This is a genomic window from Thermodesulfovibrionales bacterium, from assembly GCA_035686305.1.
Classification (GTDB): domain Bacteria; phylum Nitrospirota; class Thermodesulfovibrionia; order Thermodesulfovibrionales; family UBA9159; genus DASRZP01.
Genome location: DASRZP010000054.1, coordinates 1 through 15,295, shown reverse-complemented (window position 1 = coordinate 15,295; position 15,295 = coordinate 1). Strand labels below are relative to the sequence as shown.

16 protein-coding genes and 1 tRNA gene are annotated in these 15,295 nt (G+C 50.8%); 13 read left to right on the top strand and 4 right to left on the bottom strand.

The genetic code is table 11. The features are described from left to right. Positions 1-148: 148 nt before the first annotated feature. Entirely contained in the window at positions 149-619 is a 471-nt protein-coding gene (locus tag VFG09_06795; protein HET6514853.1) for a class I SAM-dependent methyltransferase, read from the top strand. A gap of 96 nt (positions 620-715) precedes the next feature. Here VFG09_06795 and VFG09_06790 read toward each other — a convergent pair whose 3' ends face one another. The 3 genes from VFG09_06790 to VFG09_06780 all read right to left on the bottom strand — a co-directional run bounded on the left by VFG09_06790 (position 716) and on the right by VFG09_06780 (position 3,700). Further along, complete coding sequence (locus VFG09_06790) at positions 716-1,969, bottom strand: cytochrome c peroxidase (protein ID HET6514852.1); 1,254 nt, start codon at positions 1,967-1,969, stop codon at positions 716-718. A 13-nt stretch (positions 1,970-1,982) separates the two neighbouring features. Further along, positions 1,983-2,822 carry a FixH family protein gene (locus VFG09_06785; GenBank protein HET6514851.1) on the bottom strand — a complete coding sequence of 280 codons (840 nt, stop codon included), beginning with the start codon at positions 2,820-2,822 and terminating at the stop codon, positions 1,983-1,985. A gap of 125 nt (positions 2,823-2,947) precedes the next feature. Next, the gene (locus tag VFG09_06780; GenBank protein ID HET6514850.1) at positions 2,948-3,700 is read right to left on the bottom strand and encodes a hypothetical protein; all 753 of its coding nucleotides are present in this window, start codon (positions 3,698-3,700) and stop codon (positions 2,948-2,950) included. A gap of 1,094 nt (positions 3,701-4,794) precedes the next feature. On the opposite strand from VFG09_06780, the gene VFG09_06775 reads away from it, so the two are divergent. From VFG09_06775 to VFG09_06765, 3 genes are all read left to right on the top strand, one after another. Further along, positions 4,795-4,867, top strand: a tRNA-Ala gene (locus tag VFG09_06775). A 38-nt stretch (positions 4,868-4,905) separates the two neighbouring features. Beyond that, positions 4,906-6,309: a hypothetical protein gene (locus tag VFG09_06770; protein ID HET6514849.1), complete on the top strand. Its 1,404-nt coding sequence runs from the start codon at positions 4,906-4,908 to the stop codon at positions 6,307-6,309. A 19-nt stretch (positions 6,310-6,328) separates the two neighbouring features. Beyond that, complete coding sequence (locus VFG09_06765) at positions 6,329-6,865, top strand: nucleoside-triphosphatase (protein ID HET6514848.1); 537 nt, start codon at positions 6,329-6,331, stop codon at positions 6,863-6,865. Positions 6,866-6,993: 128 nt separating this feature from the next. On the opposite strand, the gene VFG09_06760 is transcribed toward VFG09_06765, so the two are convergent. After that, a complete protein-coding gene (locus tag VFG09_06760) occupies positions 6,994-8,268 on the bottom strand; it encodes a Glu/Leu/Phe/Val dehydrogenase (GenBank protein HET6514847.1) in 1,275 nt (424 codons plus the stop codon). A 242-nt stretch (positions 8,269-8,510) separates the two neighbouring features. On the opposite strand from VFG09_06760, the gene VFG09_06755 reads away from it, so the two are divergent. The 9 genes from VFG09_06755 to VFG09_06715 all read left to right on the top strand — a co-directional run. Continuing rightward, entirely contained in the window at positions 8,511-8,717 is a 207-nt protein-coding gene (locus VFG09_06755; GenBank protein ID HET6514846.1) for a hypothetical protein, read from the top strand. Positions 8,718-8,730: 13 nt separating this feature from the next. Further along, entirely contained in the window at positions 8,731-9,567 is an 837-nt protein-coding gene (locus tag VFG09_06750) for an SCO family protein (GenBank protein ID HET6514845.1), read from the top strand. Beyond that, positions 9,567-11,171: a cbb3-type cytochrome c oxidase subunit I gene (locus VFG09_06745; protein HET6514844.1), complete on the top strand. Its 1,605-nt coding sequence runs from the start codon at positions 9,567-9,569 to the stop codon at positions 11,169-11,171. Before VFG09_06750 ends, VFG09_06745 begins: the two co-directional genes overlap by 1 nt. Before the next feature lie 29 nt (positions 11,172-11,200). Then, entirely contained in the window at positions 11,201-11,821 is a 621-nt protein-coding gene (locus VFG09_06740; protein HET6514843.1) for a cytochrome c oxidase subunit 3, read from the top strand. Between the two features lie 13 nt (positions 11,822-11,834). Then, positions 11,835-12,125 (top strand): cytochrome C oxidase subunit IV family protein, encoded by a 291-nt coding sequence (locus VFG09_06735; protein ID HET6514842.1) that lies wholly within the window; start codon positions 11,835-11,837, stop codon positions 12,123-12,125. A 9-nt stretch (positions 12,126-12,134) separates the two neighbouring features. Next, positions 12,135-13,037, top strand: a complete 903-nt coding sequence (gene coxB, locus VFG09_06730; GenBank protein HET6514841.1) for a cytochrome c oxidase subunit II — start codon at positions 12,135-12,137, stop codon at positions 13,035-13,037. Between the two features lie 15 nt (positions 13,038-13,052). Then, positions 13,053-13,967, top strand: coding sequence for a protoheme IX farnesyltransferase (locus VFG09_06725; protein ID HET6514840.1), 915 nt, complete (start codon positions 13,053-13,055; stop codon positions 13,965-13,967). Positions 13,968-14,238: 271 nt separating this feature from the next. Further along, on the top strand, positions 14,239-14,709 hold the full coding sequence (locus VFG09_06720; protein ID HET6514839.1) for a hypothetical protein: 471 nt from the start codon (positions 14,239-14,241) through the stop codon (positions 14,707-14,709). 334 nt (positions 14,710-15,043) lie between these two features. Continuing rightward, a partial coding sequence (locus VFG09_06715) for a segregation/condensation protein A (GenBank protein HET6514838.1) occupies positions 15,044-15,295 on the top strand: 252 nt, incomplete at its 3' end.

The window sequence follows — 15,295 nt, the reverse complement described above, 5'->3', positions numbered from 1 at the left end:
GGGAGACCGGCAGCCCCTGAGTCAGAAGCTGTTACGATCTGGAGCGAAGACAGATCCGGCATCCCCGCAGGTTAGCATGTCACATGTTTGTCCCCCATCGCTTTCGTTTATCCTCTACAATCCTCTCAGGAAGGTGTTGACAGACCGGATGAAGATCCTCGAGGAGTCCGGGGTTACCCCTGACTCTGTGGTCCTTGAGGTGGGGTCGGGAAACGGCTTCTTTACCGAGGTCCTTGCTGCACGTGCGAAAAAGGTCTATGCGGTGGAATTGCAGAAAGGCATGGTGGACAGACTGGTAGAGAGGGTTCGGCGCTTTGGAGACAAGATCGATATCATTGCCGCTGACATGGCAACGTATGACATGGGGGAAGAGGTCGCTGATGTCTGCCTCATGTATTACAGTTTCCATGAGGTGAGCAGTAAGGATGACGCGGCGTGGAATATCAGCAGGGCGGTGAAGACGAAAGGGCTCCTATCGATCTACGAACCTACGGTCGAGGTGGACAGGAGAGCGATGGAAAAGACCATCGCGGCTTTTGAGGCCCTGGGTTTTGTGAGAGAGGTCAGCCGTCATGGTCTGTTTACGAGGTATGCCAGGCTGAGAAAGATGCATATATAGCCCTCTTTGGCATTTAAGCCTTAGCCACCGTCGCTTGCTCCTAATATTCAATACACTTTGACACGTTGGATTAAATGGAAATCAAGTGCTTGTTCATTAATATATCGTTACTATGGGGCCGCTCAAGGAACGAAGAAATGCCTCAAGCTGCCTCAATTCTTCGTCACTCAGCGTGCTGTGATCAAGTTCATGGCTTTTCGAGCGACGATAAAACTCCAGGACTTCCCTCAGAGTCGCGAATTGCCCCGCATGCATGTAGGGGGCCCTTTCAGCAACATTTCTTAGCGTTGGCGTTTTGAAGGCCCCGTCATATTTTTCTGTCTTGGTATCCGAGAACCGCAATTCGGCGCAATCCCGAGGGCCGGCATCACTATACCTGCCAAGACAATTGAACTCATCAGAAAGAACCTTTCTTATGCAATCTGCGCGTCCCTTATCGTAAGACATTTTTGCAGGCGTGGGCACACCAGTATTGTGAAAGTCGCCGTTGGTAAAGAGAGGTCCGCTATGACAATTGGTGCATTTTGCTTTACCGATAAAAAGCCTGAGACCATTCACTTCCTGAGGGCTTAGAGATATTGCCATTGCAGCGGTATCTTTCTTGAGAAGGGCCTCAGCATATCTGTCAAAGCGTGAAGGCCCCGGCACAATTGTCCGCACGTAAGCGGCGATCGCCTTACCCATGTTTGCATAGATGCGATTCACCTCATCCCTTTTGTCCTGGGGCATTGATACCCATGTCTTCAGAACAGCAACGTCCTCAGTTGCGGGAGTTGCTACTGCATTGGTAATGTCCGGCAATTTACCGAAAATTTCTTCATATTCGCTCCGATAATTCTTACTGATCAAAAAAGCGCATGCCGTTCTGGTAAATCCATGCTCTACGGTGCTTTCGATAGGCCCCAGAGCTTGTGACCAGAGACTATCCTTTCTTCCGTCCCAGAAAAACCACGAGTTGTAGGCAACGCCAATAAGAGGCATTGATCTCCTCGCTGTTGAGCCCATACCATGTGCGATGGGGAGGTCGTCGGTAAAATTCATATCGGGTCTATGACAGGTGGCACAGGAAACTTTCAGGTTTCCACTGAACCGAGGATCGAAGAAGAGTCTTTTGCCGAGGGCTCTTGCCCTGGGATCATCGGCGAAGGCATTGGATGGGTCTTTCGGCAGAGGGGGAAGAGACCCTATCCAGAGCGAGCGGATAACCGCTATTTCCTCTTTGCTCCACGCGAGGTTCGCAGTCTCCGCGGCCACTGCACACCCACCAGTATGAGGCCATAAGGCTATAAAAGCTATAGCAGACAAGATCACCGCACTCCTCAAGATTATCGAATCCAGATAATTTTTCATGTGAATCTTCCTGCTATTGGACCACAAGATTGAACGTGACGGTGTCATCCGTGTCCTGAGCCTTGATTGTAAACGTCATCACCCACCATCCGGGCATGCTGAATTTAAGGCCCTGCACAATATAATCTCCGTCCCCTGCCCCTTTGGTAACCTCAGGTTGAGTCGGAAGGCCATGGCCATGCTCGGGCATGCCGCCGTTAACAGTAATTACGGCGTCTTTCACAGGGCGCCCATCCGCTGCCTCGAGACGTAATTTCCAGGTGATGATTCTGCCAATAGGAATCGGCACATTTTCGCTCGCATAAGAGAGCTTGAAGAGTTTCTTTGCCGACATCCGGACAGCAGAGGTATCAACATCGGCAGGAGCTAAAGAATACATCGTCTTACGTTCGTCAGATGATGGTGTTTCGGAGATTATTTTGACATCAGGAAAATCAAAGGCTACGCTGTCTTCCAGGTCACCCTTTCTAATATTTATTCGCAGCTCCCAGCGCCCGCCCATAATGAGTATGATATTGTCTATACTATAGAGCCCTCCGCCCCTTTCTCTGACAACGGGTTTTTCAAAAACGCCATGACCCATCTCGGGCATCCATGGTGTCACTATCACCATCGCATCAGGCACATCCTTATCGTTCTTGTCGTGCACGATTATATCGAGAGCGTTTACCCCGACTTTAAGTTCTTTGTCCTTGATTATCATTTCTACAGAGAACAAACCTTTTCCTGTGACCTTAAAGAGGCTTTGCTCATAGTGCTTTGTATAGGACCCGGCATCAGACGGGTCTGTGTGATAGGCAAGTCCAGGAGAAGGGATAAGCAACGCAAGGAAAAAGACCGTTACAGCTCTCATGGTTACAACCTCGATTCAAGAGAAAAAAGAGATATCATTATCTCCCGTTCATTATTCTGTTGATGTTTGAGTTCCTCATTAATCATCAGGGCAGGGCCCGGAAGCCCCACCCTGATTCATTCATGTTATTTAGAACTCGCCGGGGGCATTTTGGAAAGCAAATCGATGACTTTCATTGCAGCTTCAGCCTGCTTGTGGGACATGCCCATCATTGGTGATTTCTCAGGTGTTGTCCCTTTTGCATGCATCTCCTTCATTCCCTTGCTCTCCATCATCTCATTGACCATAGACCTGCCATCACTCAACATCGTCTTCCCATGGTCCGTCGTGAGTTTATCAATGTCTGCAGCCATGCCCATCTGGCCGAGCATAATCAGATTGGCGCCATCAGCCGCCATTTGAACTGCATGGTTGATCATCATGTGCATGTGATGCATTGTCATCATATCGGGAGATGACATGTCTTCCGTTGACATCTTCTCAAGGATATCCGTAAATTTGAGCATAGCTTCGCCGAGTTGATGCGTATAGTCCATCAGAGGATCCTTGGCATGCTTCTTCATCATGGCCGCCATCTCAGGTCCGTTCAGGGCACGGGTAATGAGGTCCTTTCCTTCCTTCATCATGTGCTGCCCGTGCTCAAGAGTCTTCTTGTCGACTGCGGGAGCCATTTTCATGTCCGCCAGCATCACCATGTTGGAACCCTCAACAACCATCGTGAGGCCATGATCCATAAGCATATGGAAATGGTGCATGCCCATGTCAGCCCCCCCTCCGTGCATATGTTTCATCTCTTCAGCATACACAAGACCGGAAACCGCCAAAACGAGAGAGACTACCAATGCCAGAAAAGAACACAGCGTAACTTTAACTCTCATTGCGATACCTCCTGTTCATCCTATTCATTGAATGCACCACGACATTACGGCAAAATTTTTCCTCTTATTACTGCCCTAAAACGGCGCTGTTATGTGTTTCTCGACGAATACCTCCTTTCCGAAGGCTCGCAATGCCTCGATGATTAAGATGAGACTGCTTAGGGAATAATGCGTCGTTATTCGACATCCACGACGAAGTTTGTCGTCCACGTCTTATTGTCCGTTGTTATTTTCACCGCGATATTCCTAGAACCTGCCGTTAACAGGCTTAACCTTCCCGTATGCAGCCCTCTTCTTAACCTCTTCTTAACTCCGTCTTGGCCGTATAGTGTAATGCCTCAATCCTCTGGCATTGCGGGTCCCGAATATTCAATTGCCACATCCGCCTTACATGCTCAGAGATTTTTGCGTCAGTCACCTCTATACTAGCAAGCATTGTTGTCACCCGCAAGTGGTTGGTTCCTGTCGGTATGCATTACTACAATGTGTCCGCCTACTTCCTTCTTCACCTCATAACCTGCGGCGAAGGCCGTTTCGCTATGAAAAGAATCATGGTCGCCTCAATCAAGCTGCTCATTTTTCAGTCACGAAGAAATTCCAAATCTCTTTTAAGTATCAAGGCCTTTCTCCTTAAAAATAAGTAGATAAGAAGCCGAGCTCGCCGAAGCTCTCATCTCAGGCAGCTCATCCATCTTAATGCCTTATCATAAGATCCTCTGTTTTCCACGCCCTTCCACAAAGGGTTTGATTTGTCTGCATCCTTTTTTGATTAAACTGTACTGGAATGGTCCGATTTAGTCAACTTTAAATATATAATCAGATCATAAGATTGTCTAATAAGGTCCATACTGCAACGCACAGATAAAGACATTGCATTTGCAAACGTGCTTACTCTCAAAAAAGTGAGGGATATTATCCAGCCCTGCCTTGCAGCCAAGATCTTTTTGAGGGTGCGATGCTCCTTTTCCTTCTTCAGACTCCACCCATATCCCTTGCCGAAGCAGTCCATAAGTTGAAAAACTACTACAATTCTACTACAATTAGAGCTGTCGGCGAAGAGGCAAAGAGCTGTAAGTGCTGATTTTACAAGGATAGGGCGGTTAGCTCAGCTGGGAGAGCGCCACGTTCGCAACGTGGAAGTCGGGGGTTCGAATCCCCTACCGTCCACTTTTTTTCTGAAATAATGGTCTTCTGAAGCCGCGCCCATGGGGACCATAGAGATCATCAGGAAGTTCGTAGAATCTAATCACGCGATCGAGCGCCTTGTGAGGGAGGCCTTGGAAAGGCTCCCCCTGGGACTCCGCTATGGCATCTCCTATGGTCAGACCTTCAGGCACTGGCTCGCCTTCCTTAGAGAATCAGAGCAGTGGTCCAGGGAAAGACTCGAGACCTATCAGGTTGAGCACCTGAAAGATCTCCTGGTCCATACAGCGAAGAACGTGCCCTATTATATGAAGTTGTTCAGAGAATATGGATTCGAGCCTGCGAGGGTGCAGAACCTCGATGATATCAAGGACCTGCCCTATCTCGACAAAGAGACGGTGAGGACGGCGCGCTCCGAGTTCATCGCGCAAAACATACCGGAGAGCAAACTCATAACGGTAAAGACGAGCGGCACCACAGGGATTCCCCTCTGTCTGTATGGGACGAAGGAGACCGAGGAGAAACATTGGGCAACGGTCGTTCATCTCTGGAGCAGGACCGGGTATCATCCCGGAGCAAGGACGGTCTTTTTTGAGAGTACTTCCAGAGAGAACAGCAAAGAGCCCTTCCCCTGGCAGAAGAGCGGGAACAGGCTCATCATATCGAGCAGTCACCTTGTGGAGCCGTGGATCGACCGGTTTATAGAAATGATCAACAGATTCCGGCCAGAATATGCCGTCGGGTTTCCCCATACAATTGCCGCTTTTTTTTCGTACGTAAAGAACAGGAAACGGACCATGTGCGGTAGCCTGAAAAGTATTATCACCGTTGCCGAGCAGATCTATCCATGGCAAAAGGAGCTTATTGAGACCGCCGCGGGGGCAAGGGTCTTTTTAGATTACGGTTTGGTGGAAAAGGCAATTCACGGCGGAGGGTGCGAGCATGCTGACGCATACCACTTCTATCCCCAATATGGGCTCACGGAATACGCTCCGTTACGGAATGAATCCCATGAACTCGTCGGAACAGGATTTATCAATTATACCATGCCACTCATCAGATACCGAACGGGCGACATATGCAGGGGTCTGCGGAAGGGCTGCGGGGCTTGTGGAAGGCCCTATGATACGGCTGCTGCCATCGATGGTCGGCTCTGTGATTTTCTCGTCACCGCCGACGGACGGGTTGTTTCGGCCCATCTCACGATCGATCGTGAGGTGCTGGAGCATATCGAGAGGTTTCAGCTCTATCAGGAGAAGGCCGGTGAGGTGGAACTCCGCGTATGGACGAAAGACAAAGACCGGGGGTATGCCGACAGACTGTTGCGTGAAGTACGGCGCTGCACATCCCCCCTTGGCAGGGACATCGGATATAAGATCGTGGCGATGGGAAATGAGAACAGAAAGGCTCAGACAAAGTACAGCGTCGTTGACCAGCAATTGGATATGAGAAGCTTTCTCGCATGAATGAGCAATTTGGAGCGGGATGAAGAAGAATATTTTTTTGACAGGTGCTCCATCGTCGGGGAAGACAACGGTCATCAAGAAGGTGATAAGAGATCTCATTCTTCCTGTCCGAGGATTCTATACCGAGGAGGAGAGGGTTGGCGGCAGGAGGGTCGGTTTTCTCATGAAGACCCTCGATGGTAGAAAAGGCTACCTTGCTCATCAGGACATAAAATCCGAATTTCATATAAGACGATATGGGGTGAGTATCGAGAATATCGAGGGCGTTGCCGTACCTTCAATCACACCCGTGAACAGGCATATCATTATTCTCGATGAGATCGGCAAGATGGAATGCTTTTCAGAAGTCTTTAAGAAGGCTGCGACCGACGCACTGAATTCAACGAATATTGTCATGGGCACGATCACCCTCGGCGGTGATGATTTTATCATGGGGATAAAGAAGAGGGGAGATATCGAAATCCATGAGGTGACTCTCGATAATAGGGATGCACTGCCGGCGGTGCTCGTAAGAAGGATTCTTGAGCTCTCCGGGAATCGGACCGACCCTCGGTGAAGGAAAAACCGAGATCACGAGATCATTCATAAACTTCGGGACCGGCTTTCGATTCAAAGGCAAAAGACGGGGTTATTGGCCGGTCCGCGCATGCGAGAGAACGGACGAATAATATAGGCTGACAGGTACTACAGGTTCCCCCGCAGCCTTTCGGCATGGAGTATCCTCTTCACCGCAAGCTGGTACGCAGCCCTTCTCATCCTGCAGTGTATTTCAGAGCAGAGCGTATGGACATCGTTGAAAGCGCTGATCATCGTTGTCTTCAGTCTTTGGAGAACCCTCTCCTCTTCCCAGTAATCGTTGTTGAGGTTCTGGATCCACTCAAAGTAACTCACCACCACGCCTCCGGCGTTGGCAAGGACATCGGGGATGAGCATCGTGTCCTTTGCGAACAGTATTTCGTCGGCCTCAGGCGTTGTCGGAGCGTTAGCGAGTTCAACGATAATCTTCGCCCGCACATCATGGGCGTTATTCCCGTTGAGCTGGTCGGAGAGGGCTGCAGGGATCAGGATATCACAATCGCAGGTGAGGAGCTCAGCATTCGTCATGGATGAGCTGTTCCTGAAGCCGACGACGCTTCCAGTCTTTTCTTTGTGGGTCATCACGTCGTGGATATCGAGGCCCCTCTCATCCCTGATGCCACCCCGTGAATCGCTGACTGCTATCACCCGGTATCCTGCCTCATGAAGAATGCGGGCAGCGTTCTCTCCCACGTTGCCAAAGCCCTGGACAGCGACACGAGTTTCGTGTCTGTCCATTCCGATCTTTGCCATTGCTTCTTCAAGGACATAGATCCCGCCCAGGGACGTTGAGTACCTCCTGGCCTTCATTCCTGCCAGTTCAGCCGGTTTTCCCGTCACCACAGCCGGGACATGTTTTCCCTTGATGCGCTCATATTCGTCCATGATCCAGACCATGATCTTTTCATCGGTGTAGACGTCCGGGGCGGGAATGTCTTTTGAAGGACCTATGTGGTTGGCGATGGCACGGATGTATCCGCGCGTCACCTGCTCAAGCTCGTTCCTGCTGAGTTCTTTGGGGTTCACGACAACGCCGCCTTTTGATCCGCCGAAGGGGATGTTTACCACTGCGCACTTGAGCACCATGAGGAAGGCGAGGTCTCTGACATGGTCGATGGTCAGGTCCGGGTGGAACCTGATGCCCCCCTTCGTGGGACCCCGGGAATCGTTGTACTGGATCCTGTGGCCAAGGAACATCCTTGTCTTCCCTGAGTCCATTCTGACAGGGAAATGGACGGTGAAGGACCGCCTCGGCATGTCCAGCAAGTCCAATTCGTCTGCTGAAAGGCCAAGGTCGGTGTAGAGTCCTCCCAGTTCACTGATGCATAACTTGCAGAGATTCTCATCATCTGCGTGGATCCTCTCATAATGTCTGTCCGGCACGGAACCTACCCCCTTTCCCTCATGATCTTCAGCGCTTTCTTATCTTAGAAGGATTGTCACACTATTTCAAGAGAGAACCGGGCAACGATGGGGAGACATACGCTGCCTTTCCTTTCGACAATCTCTGATATAATGGTAGCGTCAGGCAGGTTGACGGCGGTTATCATAGGGGACGGCAATATGAAACCCCCTTATGATACGGTCCATGATCGGTTATCGCAGACGGCCAGTGGGAGGAACGTATGAAGATCAGTAAGGAACTTATCATCGGCTCGATTCTGACCGCCATCTCGGCATACTACTGGGGTTCCATAGGGAGCGCGAGGCCTCTCTCCGACGTGCCGGTCTTTTATCAGTACACCTATCGGCTGTATCCCTACCTCGACATTGTCCTGAGTGCTGTGGGAATGTTTTTCTTTTATCGGGGATTGAAGAAACTCAGGGGGTGAGGACATGCACGCGATGGGTCGGTCCTCAGATTTTCTGCATTTCTCAAATTTTTTTGCTAAACTCTTTATGAGGCGGAATGCTTTTGCGCTCCTCTTTCTCCTCGCGAGCTTCATCGGTACTGTTTCTGCCGAAGCGAACACGTCGGAGACGACGATCGGCATAGAGGAGAGACTGGGAGAGAAGATGCCTGCCGACGCAACGTTTCATGATGAAGAGGGCAACGTGATTACCTTTAGGGAGGTCATCGGAAGACCCACGATCCTTTCCTTTGTCTATCTGAGTTGTACGCACGCCTGCCCACTCCTCCTGGGAGGCATCGCGGAAGCCCTCGCCACGCTCAAACTCAGTCCGGAAAAGGACTACTCAGTAGTGACGATCAGCTTCGACGAGCTCGATAAGCCCGCCGTCGCCCGCGAAAAGAAGAGAGACTTTATCAGGGCCGTGGGTCGACCTTTCCCCGAAGGATCGTGGAGGTTCCTAACCGGAGACCGGGAGAATATCAAGAAGGTCACCGATGCAGCAGGCTTCTCCTTCAGGCGGGAGAGGGACGGGTTCTCTCATGCCGTCGCCCTGATCATTCTCTCTCCTGACGGAAAGATCACGAGATATCTCTATGGAAAGACCTTCTCGTCTTTCGACCTGACGCTGGCCCTCACCGAGGCGTCGAAGGGTAAAGTGGGCTTGAGCACCAACAGGCTCTTCCTCTTCTGCTACAGTTATGACTCTGAACAGAAGAGGTACGTCTTCAATCTCCTCAAGGTCTTCGGCACGGTGATGCTGATTCTCCTCATCTCATTTTTTGCGTACCTCGCAGTGACCGGCAGGAAAAGGAGAAGGGAGGAGAGGTAATGGCCTTCGGAGGCTCTGTGGAGAGAGAGAGTTTTTACGAAGCCCCTGGGAGGTACCGGGGCATTCTGTCGTGGATATTGTCGACGGACCACAAGAGGATCGGTCTCATGTATCTTGCCGGTGTCCTTACCTTCTTTTCGATAGGCGTTACCCTCGGTATCCTCATGAGGATCAACCTCATCGACCCCGGCAGGTTCATCACGGCGAGAATATACAATTCGCTCTTTACCGTTCACGGAGTGATCCAGATCTTCCTCTTTATCATCCCGGGAATCCCTGCATCCCTCGGGAACTTCTTCCTGCCGATCCTGATCGGTGCGAAGGATGTCGCCTTTCCCCGTATCAATCTCATGTCATGGTGGCTCTATATGATCGGAGGGGTCCTCGTTGTCCTCTCGATCTTTACCGACGGAAAGGCCCCTGACACGGGATGGACGTTCTACGCGCCTTACAGCATACGGACCCCGACGAATGTCTCCGTTGCCCTTATCGGCGTCTTCATCCTCGGGTTCTCATCGATTCTTACAGGCCTGAATTTCGTCACGACCATCCATAGGCTCAGGGCGCCCGGCATGAAATGGTTCCGCATGCCCCTTTTTGTCTGGTCCCTCTATGCGACGGCATGGACACAGGTCCTCGCTACACCGATTCTCGGGATCACGCTCTTCCTCCTCGTCCTCGAACGGTTTTTTGGAATAGGGTTCTTTGATCCTGTGAAAGGTGGAGATCCGATACTCTTTGAACACCTCTTCTGGATTTACTCCCACCCGGCAGTCTATATCATGATACTGCCTGCTATGGGCGTTGTGTCGGAGATCTTTCCCGTCTTCTCGAAGAGGACCATCTTTGGCTACAAGGCGATCGCCTTTTCGAGCCTCGGCATCGCTTTTTTCGGATATCTCGTCTGGGGCCACCACATGTTCACGAGCGGAATGAGCGACACGTCAAGGATCATCTTCTCCCTCATCACGTTCCTCGTGGCGGTGCCAAGCGGTGTCAAGGTCTTCAACTGGATCGCCACCATGTACAAAGGCTCAGTGGAGACCGATTCCCCGCTCCTCTTCTGCCTTGCTTTCATCTTCCTCTTTTCGATCGGCGGGCTGACAGGGCTGATAAACGGCACGCTCTCCTTGAATCTCTATATCCACGGTACCTATTTCATTGTCGGCCATTTCCATTACACCATGTTCGGCGGAACGGGGTTCGGCTTCTTTGCGGGACTTCACTATTGGTTTCCGAAGATGTTCGGGAAGATGTACAACGAGAGGCTGGCGAAGCTCTCCCTCCTTGTTCTCTTCATCGGCTTTAATATCCTTTATTTCTCCATGTTCATCCTCGGTCTCCAGGGGATGCCGAGGAGATACTTCAGCTATCTGCCGAAGTTCCATACGAACCACGTGATCTCGACCGTGGGTTCATGGATACTCGCTCTTGGACTCATTATGATGTTCGGGAATCTCATCAGGTCCATGTTCAGAGGAGAAAAGGCGCCTGACAACCCCTGGGGTGGCAAGACCCTGGAGTGGCAGATACCATCGCCTCCTCCCCGGGAGAACTTCGAAGAGATACCGGTCATCAAACACGGGGCCTACAAGTATGATTGAGGGACACAGGAACGATACTTTTCTTGAGTATGGAAAAGATCTCTGATACGGCAGCCGAACATCACGTCGATTACGTCGGGGCGAAGATGGGGATGTGGGTCTTTCTCTTCACGGAATTGCTCCTCTTCGGCGGTCTCTTTCTCCTCTATTCCGTTTACCGCTTGAGGTACGCTGCGGATTTCCACAGGTCGGCAGCGGAACTCGACATTTTCCTCGGCACAGCGAACACCGTCATACTTCTCACGAGCAGCCTGTCGATGGTCTGTTCGCTCTTAGCGATGAAAAAGGAAAAGACGAACCTGTCCCTTCTTCTTCAGATAGTCACTATCCTTTCGGGGGTCCTCTTTCTCGTAAACAAATTCATCGAGTGGAGTGCGCACATCGAACGGGGGATCTATCCGGACTCACCCGTGGTCCTGGCTATGAGCGGGGGAGAGATCATCTTTTACAGCCTCTACTATGTGATGACCGGGATTCATGGTCTCCATGTTCTCGTCGGCGTTGGGCTGATCTCTGCCACGGTCATTTTCACCTTCAGGCGGACAATCGGTCCGTCAAATTTTGTGAAGCTTGAAAATACCGGGCTCTACTGGCACTTTGTGGATATCATATGGATTTACCTTTTCCCCCTCTTTTATCTGATCACGTAGACTGGAGGTCCTGGTGGCGGAGAAAGAACAGACAGGGCAGTCCGTGAAGTACAAAACCTATATTTTTGTGTGGCTCGGTCTGCTGCTCCTTACGGTCACGACCGTAGCGGTTTCGAAGTTCCGTCTGACGGGCTATGCGGTGCCCGTGGCACTCCTCATCGCCACGGCAAAGGCTGCCCTTGTCATTACGTTTTTCATGCACCTGAGATATGAACCCAGGATTTTGAAGCTGATGCTCTTGATCGCCCTCGTCGCCTTCACCCTTATCCTCTTGCTCACATTCTCGGACGTGTGGTATCGGTAGGTTGAAGGAATGCTGATCCCCAAAGCCTCAAACTCGGCACAGAATGTAGATAGTACCCTGTATTACATACTCAGTGTAGAGGTTATTCTCCTCGCCCTTGTGACCTTCGCCATGATCTTCTTCGTGGTCAAGTATAACCGGAGGAAGAACGCGAACCCCCAAAGTGTCGAGGGCGGGATTTTCCTCGAGATCCTCTGGACCGTGATCCCGACGCTCCTTGTCCTGGGCATGTTTTACCTCGGGTGGAGGAGTTTTGTCCAGATACGGAAGGTGCCGGAAGATGCGCTTGTGATCGGAGTCACGGCACGTCAGTGGTCGTGGCAGTTCAGATATGACAACGGGAAACAGAGTGACACTCTCAGGGTCCCCCTTGACAGGCCGGTGAAACTGATCCTGAAATCGCAGGACGTCCTCCACAGTTTCTCTGTTCCTGCCTTCAGGATCAAGGAAGACTGCGTGCCCGGTATGGAGACCTATCTCTGGTTCACGGCGAAGGAGGCCGGCTCCTATGATATCTTCTGCACCGAATACTGCGGTCTCGGCCATTCAGCGATGCTCTCGAAGGTCGTGGTCCTGTCGGACAGGGACTTTCATGACTGGTACAGAGGAAGGGAGGGAGAAGAGGTGAGCGAGGGGCTGAAACTGCTCGAAGGCAAGGGCTGCCTCGGATGCCATACAACGGATGGAACGAAGAAGATCGGCCCGACATTCAAGGGAGTTTACGGAAGGGCAGAGGATGTGCTGACGGACGGGAAAGAGAGGAAGATCGTCGTCGACGAATCTTATCTCCGCAGGTCTATCCTTGAGCCACATGCTGATATCGTCAAGGGGTATCCTCCCATAATGCCTGTTATCCCTGTGACGAAAGAAGAACTTGACGTGATAATCGAGTATATGAAGAATCTGAAATGAACCGAGAAGATACAGTTGGAAGAGCATACGTTCTCTCTTCCAGCTGCCGAATTTAGGATGACGAGACTGAAGGAACGGATAGGAGCCCATCTCGAACTCTGTAAGGTAAGGATATCCCTTTTTTCGGCCTTTTCCGCTGCGACGGGATTTGTGCTTGCGGCTTCGGGACTGAGGCCGGAGATCGTAATCCTCTCTCTCGGGGTCTTTCTCCTCGCCTGCGGCTCCTCTGCCCTCAATCAGTATCAGGAGAGGGAGATCGATGCACGCATGCCGAGGACGGAGAGAAGGCCTATCCCCTCCGGCAGGATCATCCCCCTACACGCCCTCTTGTTCTCGGCGGTACTTCTTTTTTCGGGTTTTGCCGCGCTCCTCCTCACCGCGAATGCTGCTGCTCCCCTCCTCGGGTTGGTTGCGGTCTGCTGGTATAACGGCGTCTATACGTACCTCAAGAGAAGAAGTGCCTTCGCTGTGGTGCCGGGGGCGTTGATCGGGGTCGTGCCTCCTGCGATCGGTTGGGTGACGGGAGGAGGGAGCCTCTCTGATCCAAGACTTCTCGTGCTCTGTTTCTTCTTCTTTATGTGGCAGGTCCCGCACTTCTGGCTGCTTATACTGGACTTTGGCGGAGAGTATGAGAAGGCTGGGCTTCCCTCCATGACACGGATCTTCAGCAGGCCCCAGCTCACGAGGATAATCTTTATCTGGATATCAGCAGCGGCAGTGAGCTGTCTCTTTATATCGATGCCCGGTATGGTTCAGATTCCGCACATACGAGGTATGCTCTTCGCTGCATCGTTATGGATCATCTGGTACGGGGTAAGGCTCCTGAAGGGGAGAGGCGGAGGTACCCTCTCCGCCGTGACGTTCACGAGGATCAATGTCTACATGCTTCTCGTCATGCTGCTCTTGACGACGGACAAGATTCTTATCTGAGAAGTTCCGACTCACCAGTGAGGGAGCGCGGGATTGCATTCCACAATCTCCTGTGACAGGTCAACTATTTTGACACAGTGCTTATCCCGACACCTTGAGAATTACTTCTCCGTGAAAAGCAATCTTCTTTCCTTCTTTTCCAGGGACACTATTTCAAGTTGAAAAGCAAATGTTCACAAATATTATGAGCATTCTCCCTCTTCTGAAGACGCCAATTTTGTGATATGCTATGGGCGTGAAGTAAAGAAAACTGGCTGGAAGGAGGTTTGCGATGCTTTTAAAATTATTTATGATTTTTCTTTTATCGTACGCTATGTCTGCTTATAGCTATGCTCAAACGGATACAGATTTAACAAGGAAGGGAATGATGGAGGAACAAGCGAAGGTAATGATGGAAAAAGCCAAAAGGATGACGCAGCATGGCAAGGCTCTGATGGATGAAGGCGACAAGTTGATGAAGATTGGAACGGAGATGATGGAGGGAAAGATTAGCAAGGGGGGATCGTGGGGGGAAGAACTGAATCTAGAAGACGAGGGAAGGCTTATTAAAAACAGAGCCGATACAGTCTGGAAAGAGGGAGACGCAATGGTTAGAGAGGGTTTAAAGATGATGGAGAATAATTTTTTGGTGCAACAAGGCGAGTTGCTGATCAAGGAGGGCGTTTTGCTTATGAAGGAAGGGGTTGCACTGCGAGAAGTGAGCGAAATGATGATTAAAGAAGGGCAGATGCTGAACAAATGAACAACAAGCCATCCAAGACTATGTTGAAAAACCTATCACCGTATGCCGTCTCCTCAATGCTCTTGACTTCCGGGGTCACTTTCTGGATATACACTTCGTTCCTTGATTCGGCCATGGAAGGCGGGTTTTTATCGGAAAATATTACTGTGTAAAAATTGTACCAGTCACACTTTGTCGGTGAGCACTGCATACCGACTTCTTTAGAAATTGTCCGTCAGGTCAACTATGAGCAACTTTGCATTGAGCAGCGCTGAGAGGGATGCGGACCTCATACCTCCTTTCTGTTGATGACTTTTGGAAAGGCCTTGGTTTATCATAGCAGGAGTAATGTGCCATGGAAGAAGTTTACAGCATAAAACTTCCTGTCTTTGAAGGCCCCCTCGATCTCCTCCTCCATCTCATCAGGGAGAACAAGATCGATATTTATGACATCCCTATAGCCCTTATTACCCACCAGTATCTCGAGTATATCGAGATCATGAAGGAACTTGACCTCGACATCGCCGGGGAGTTTCTCCTCATGGCAGCAACGCTCATCCAGATCAAGTCGAAAATGCTCCTCCCGGTGGATGAAGCGGTGAGAGAC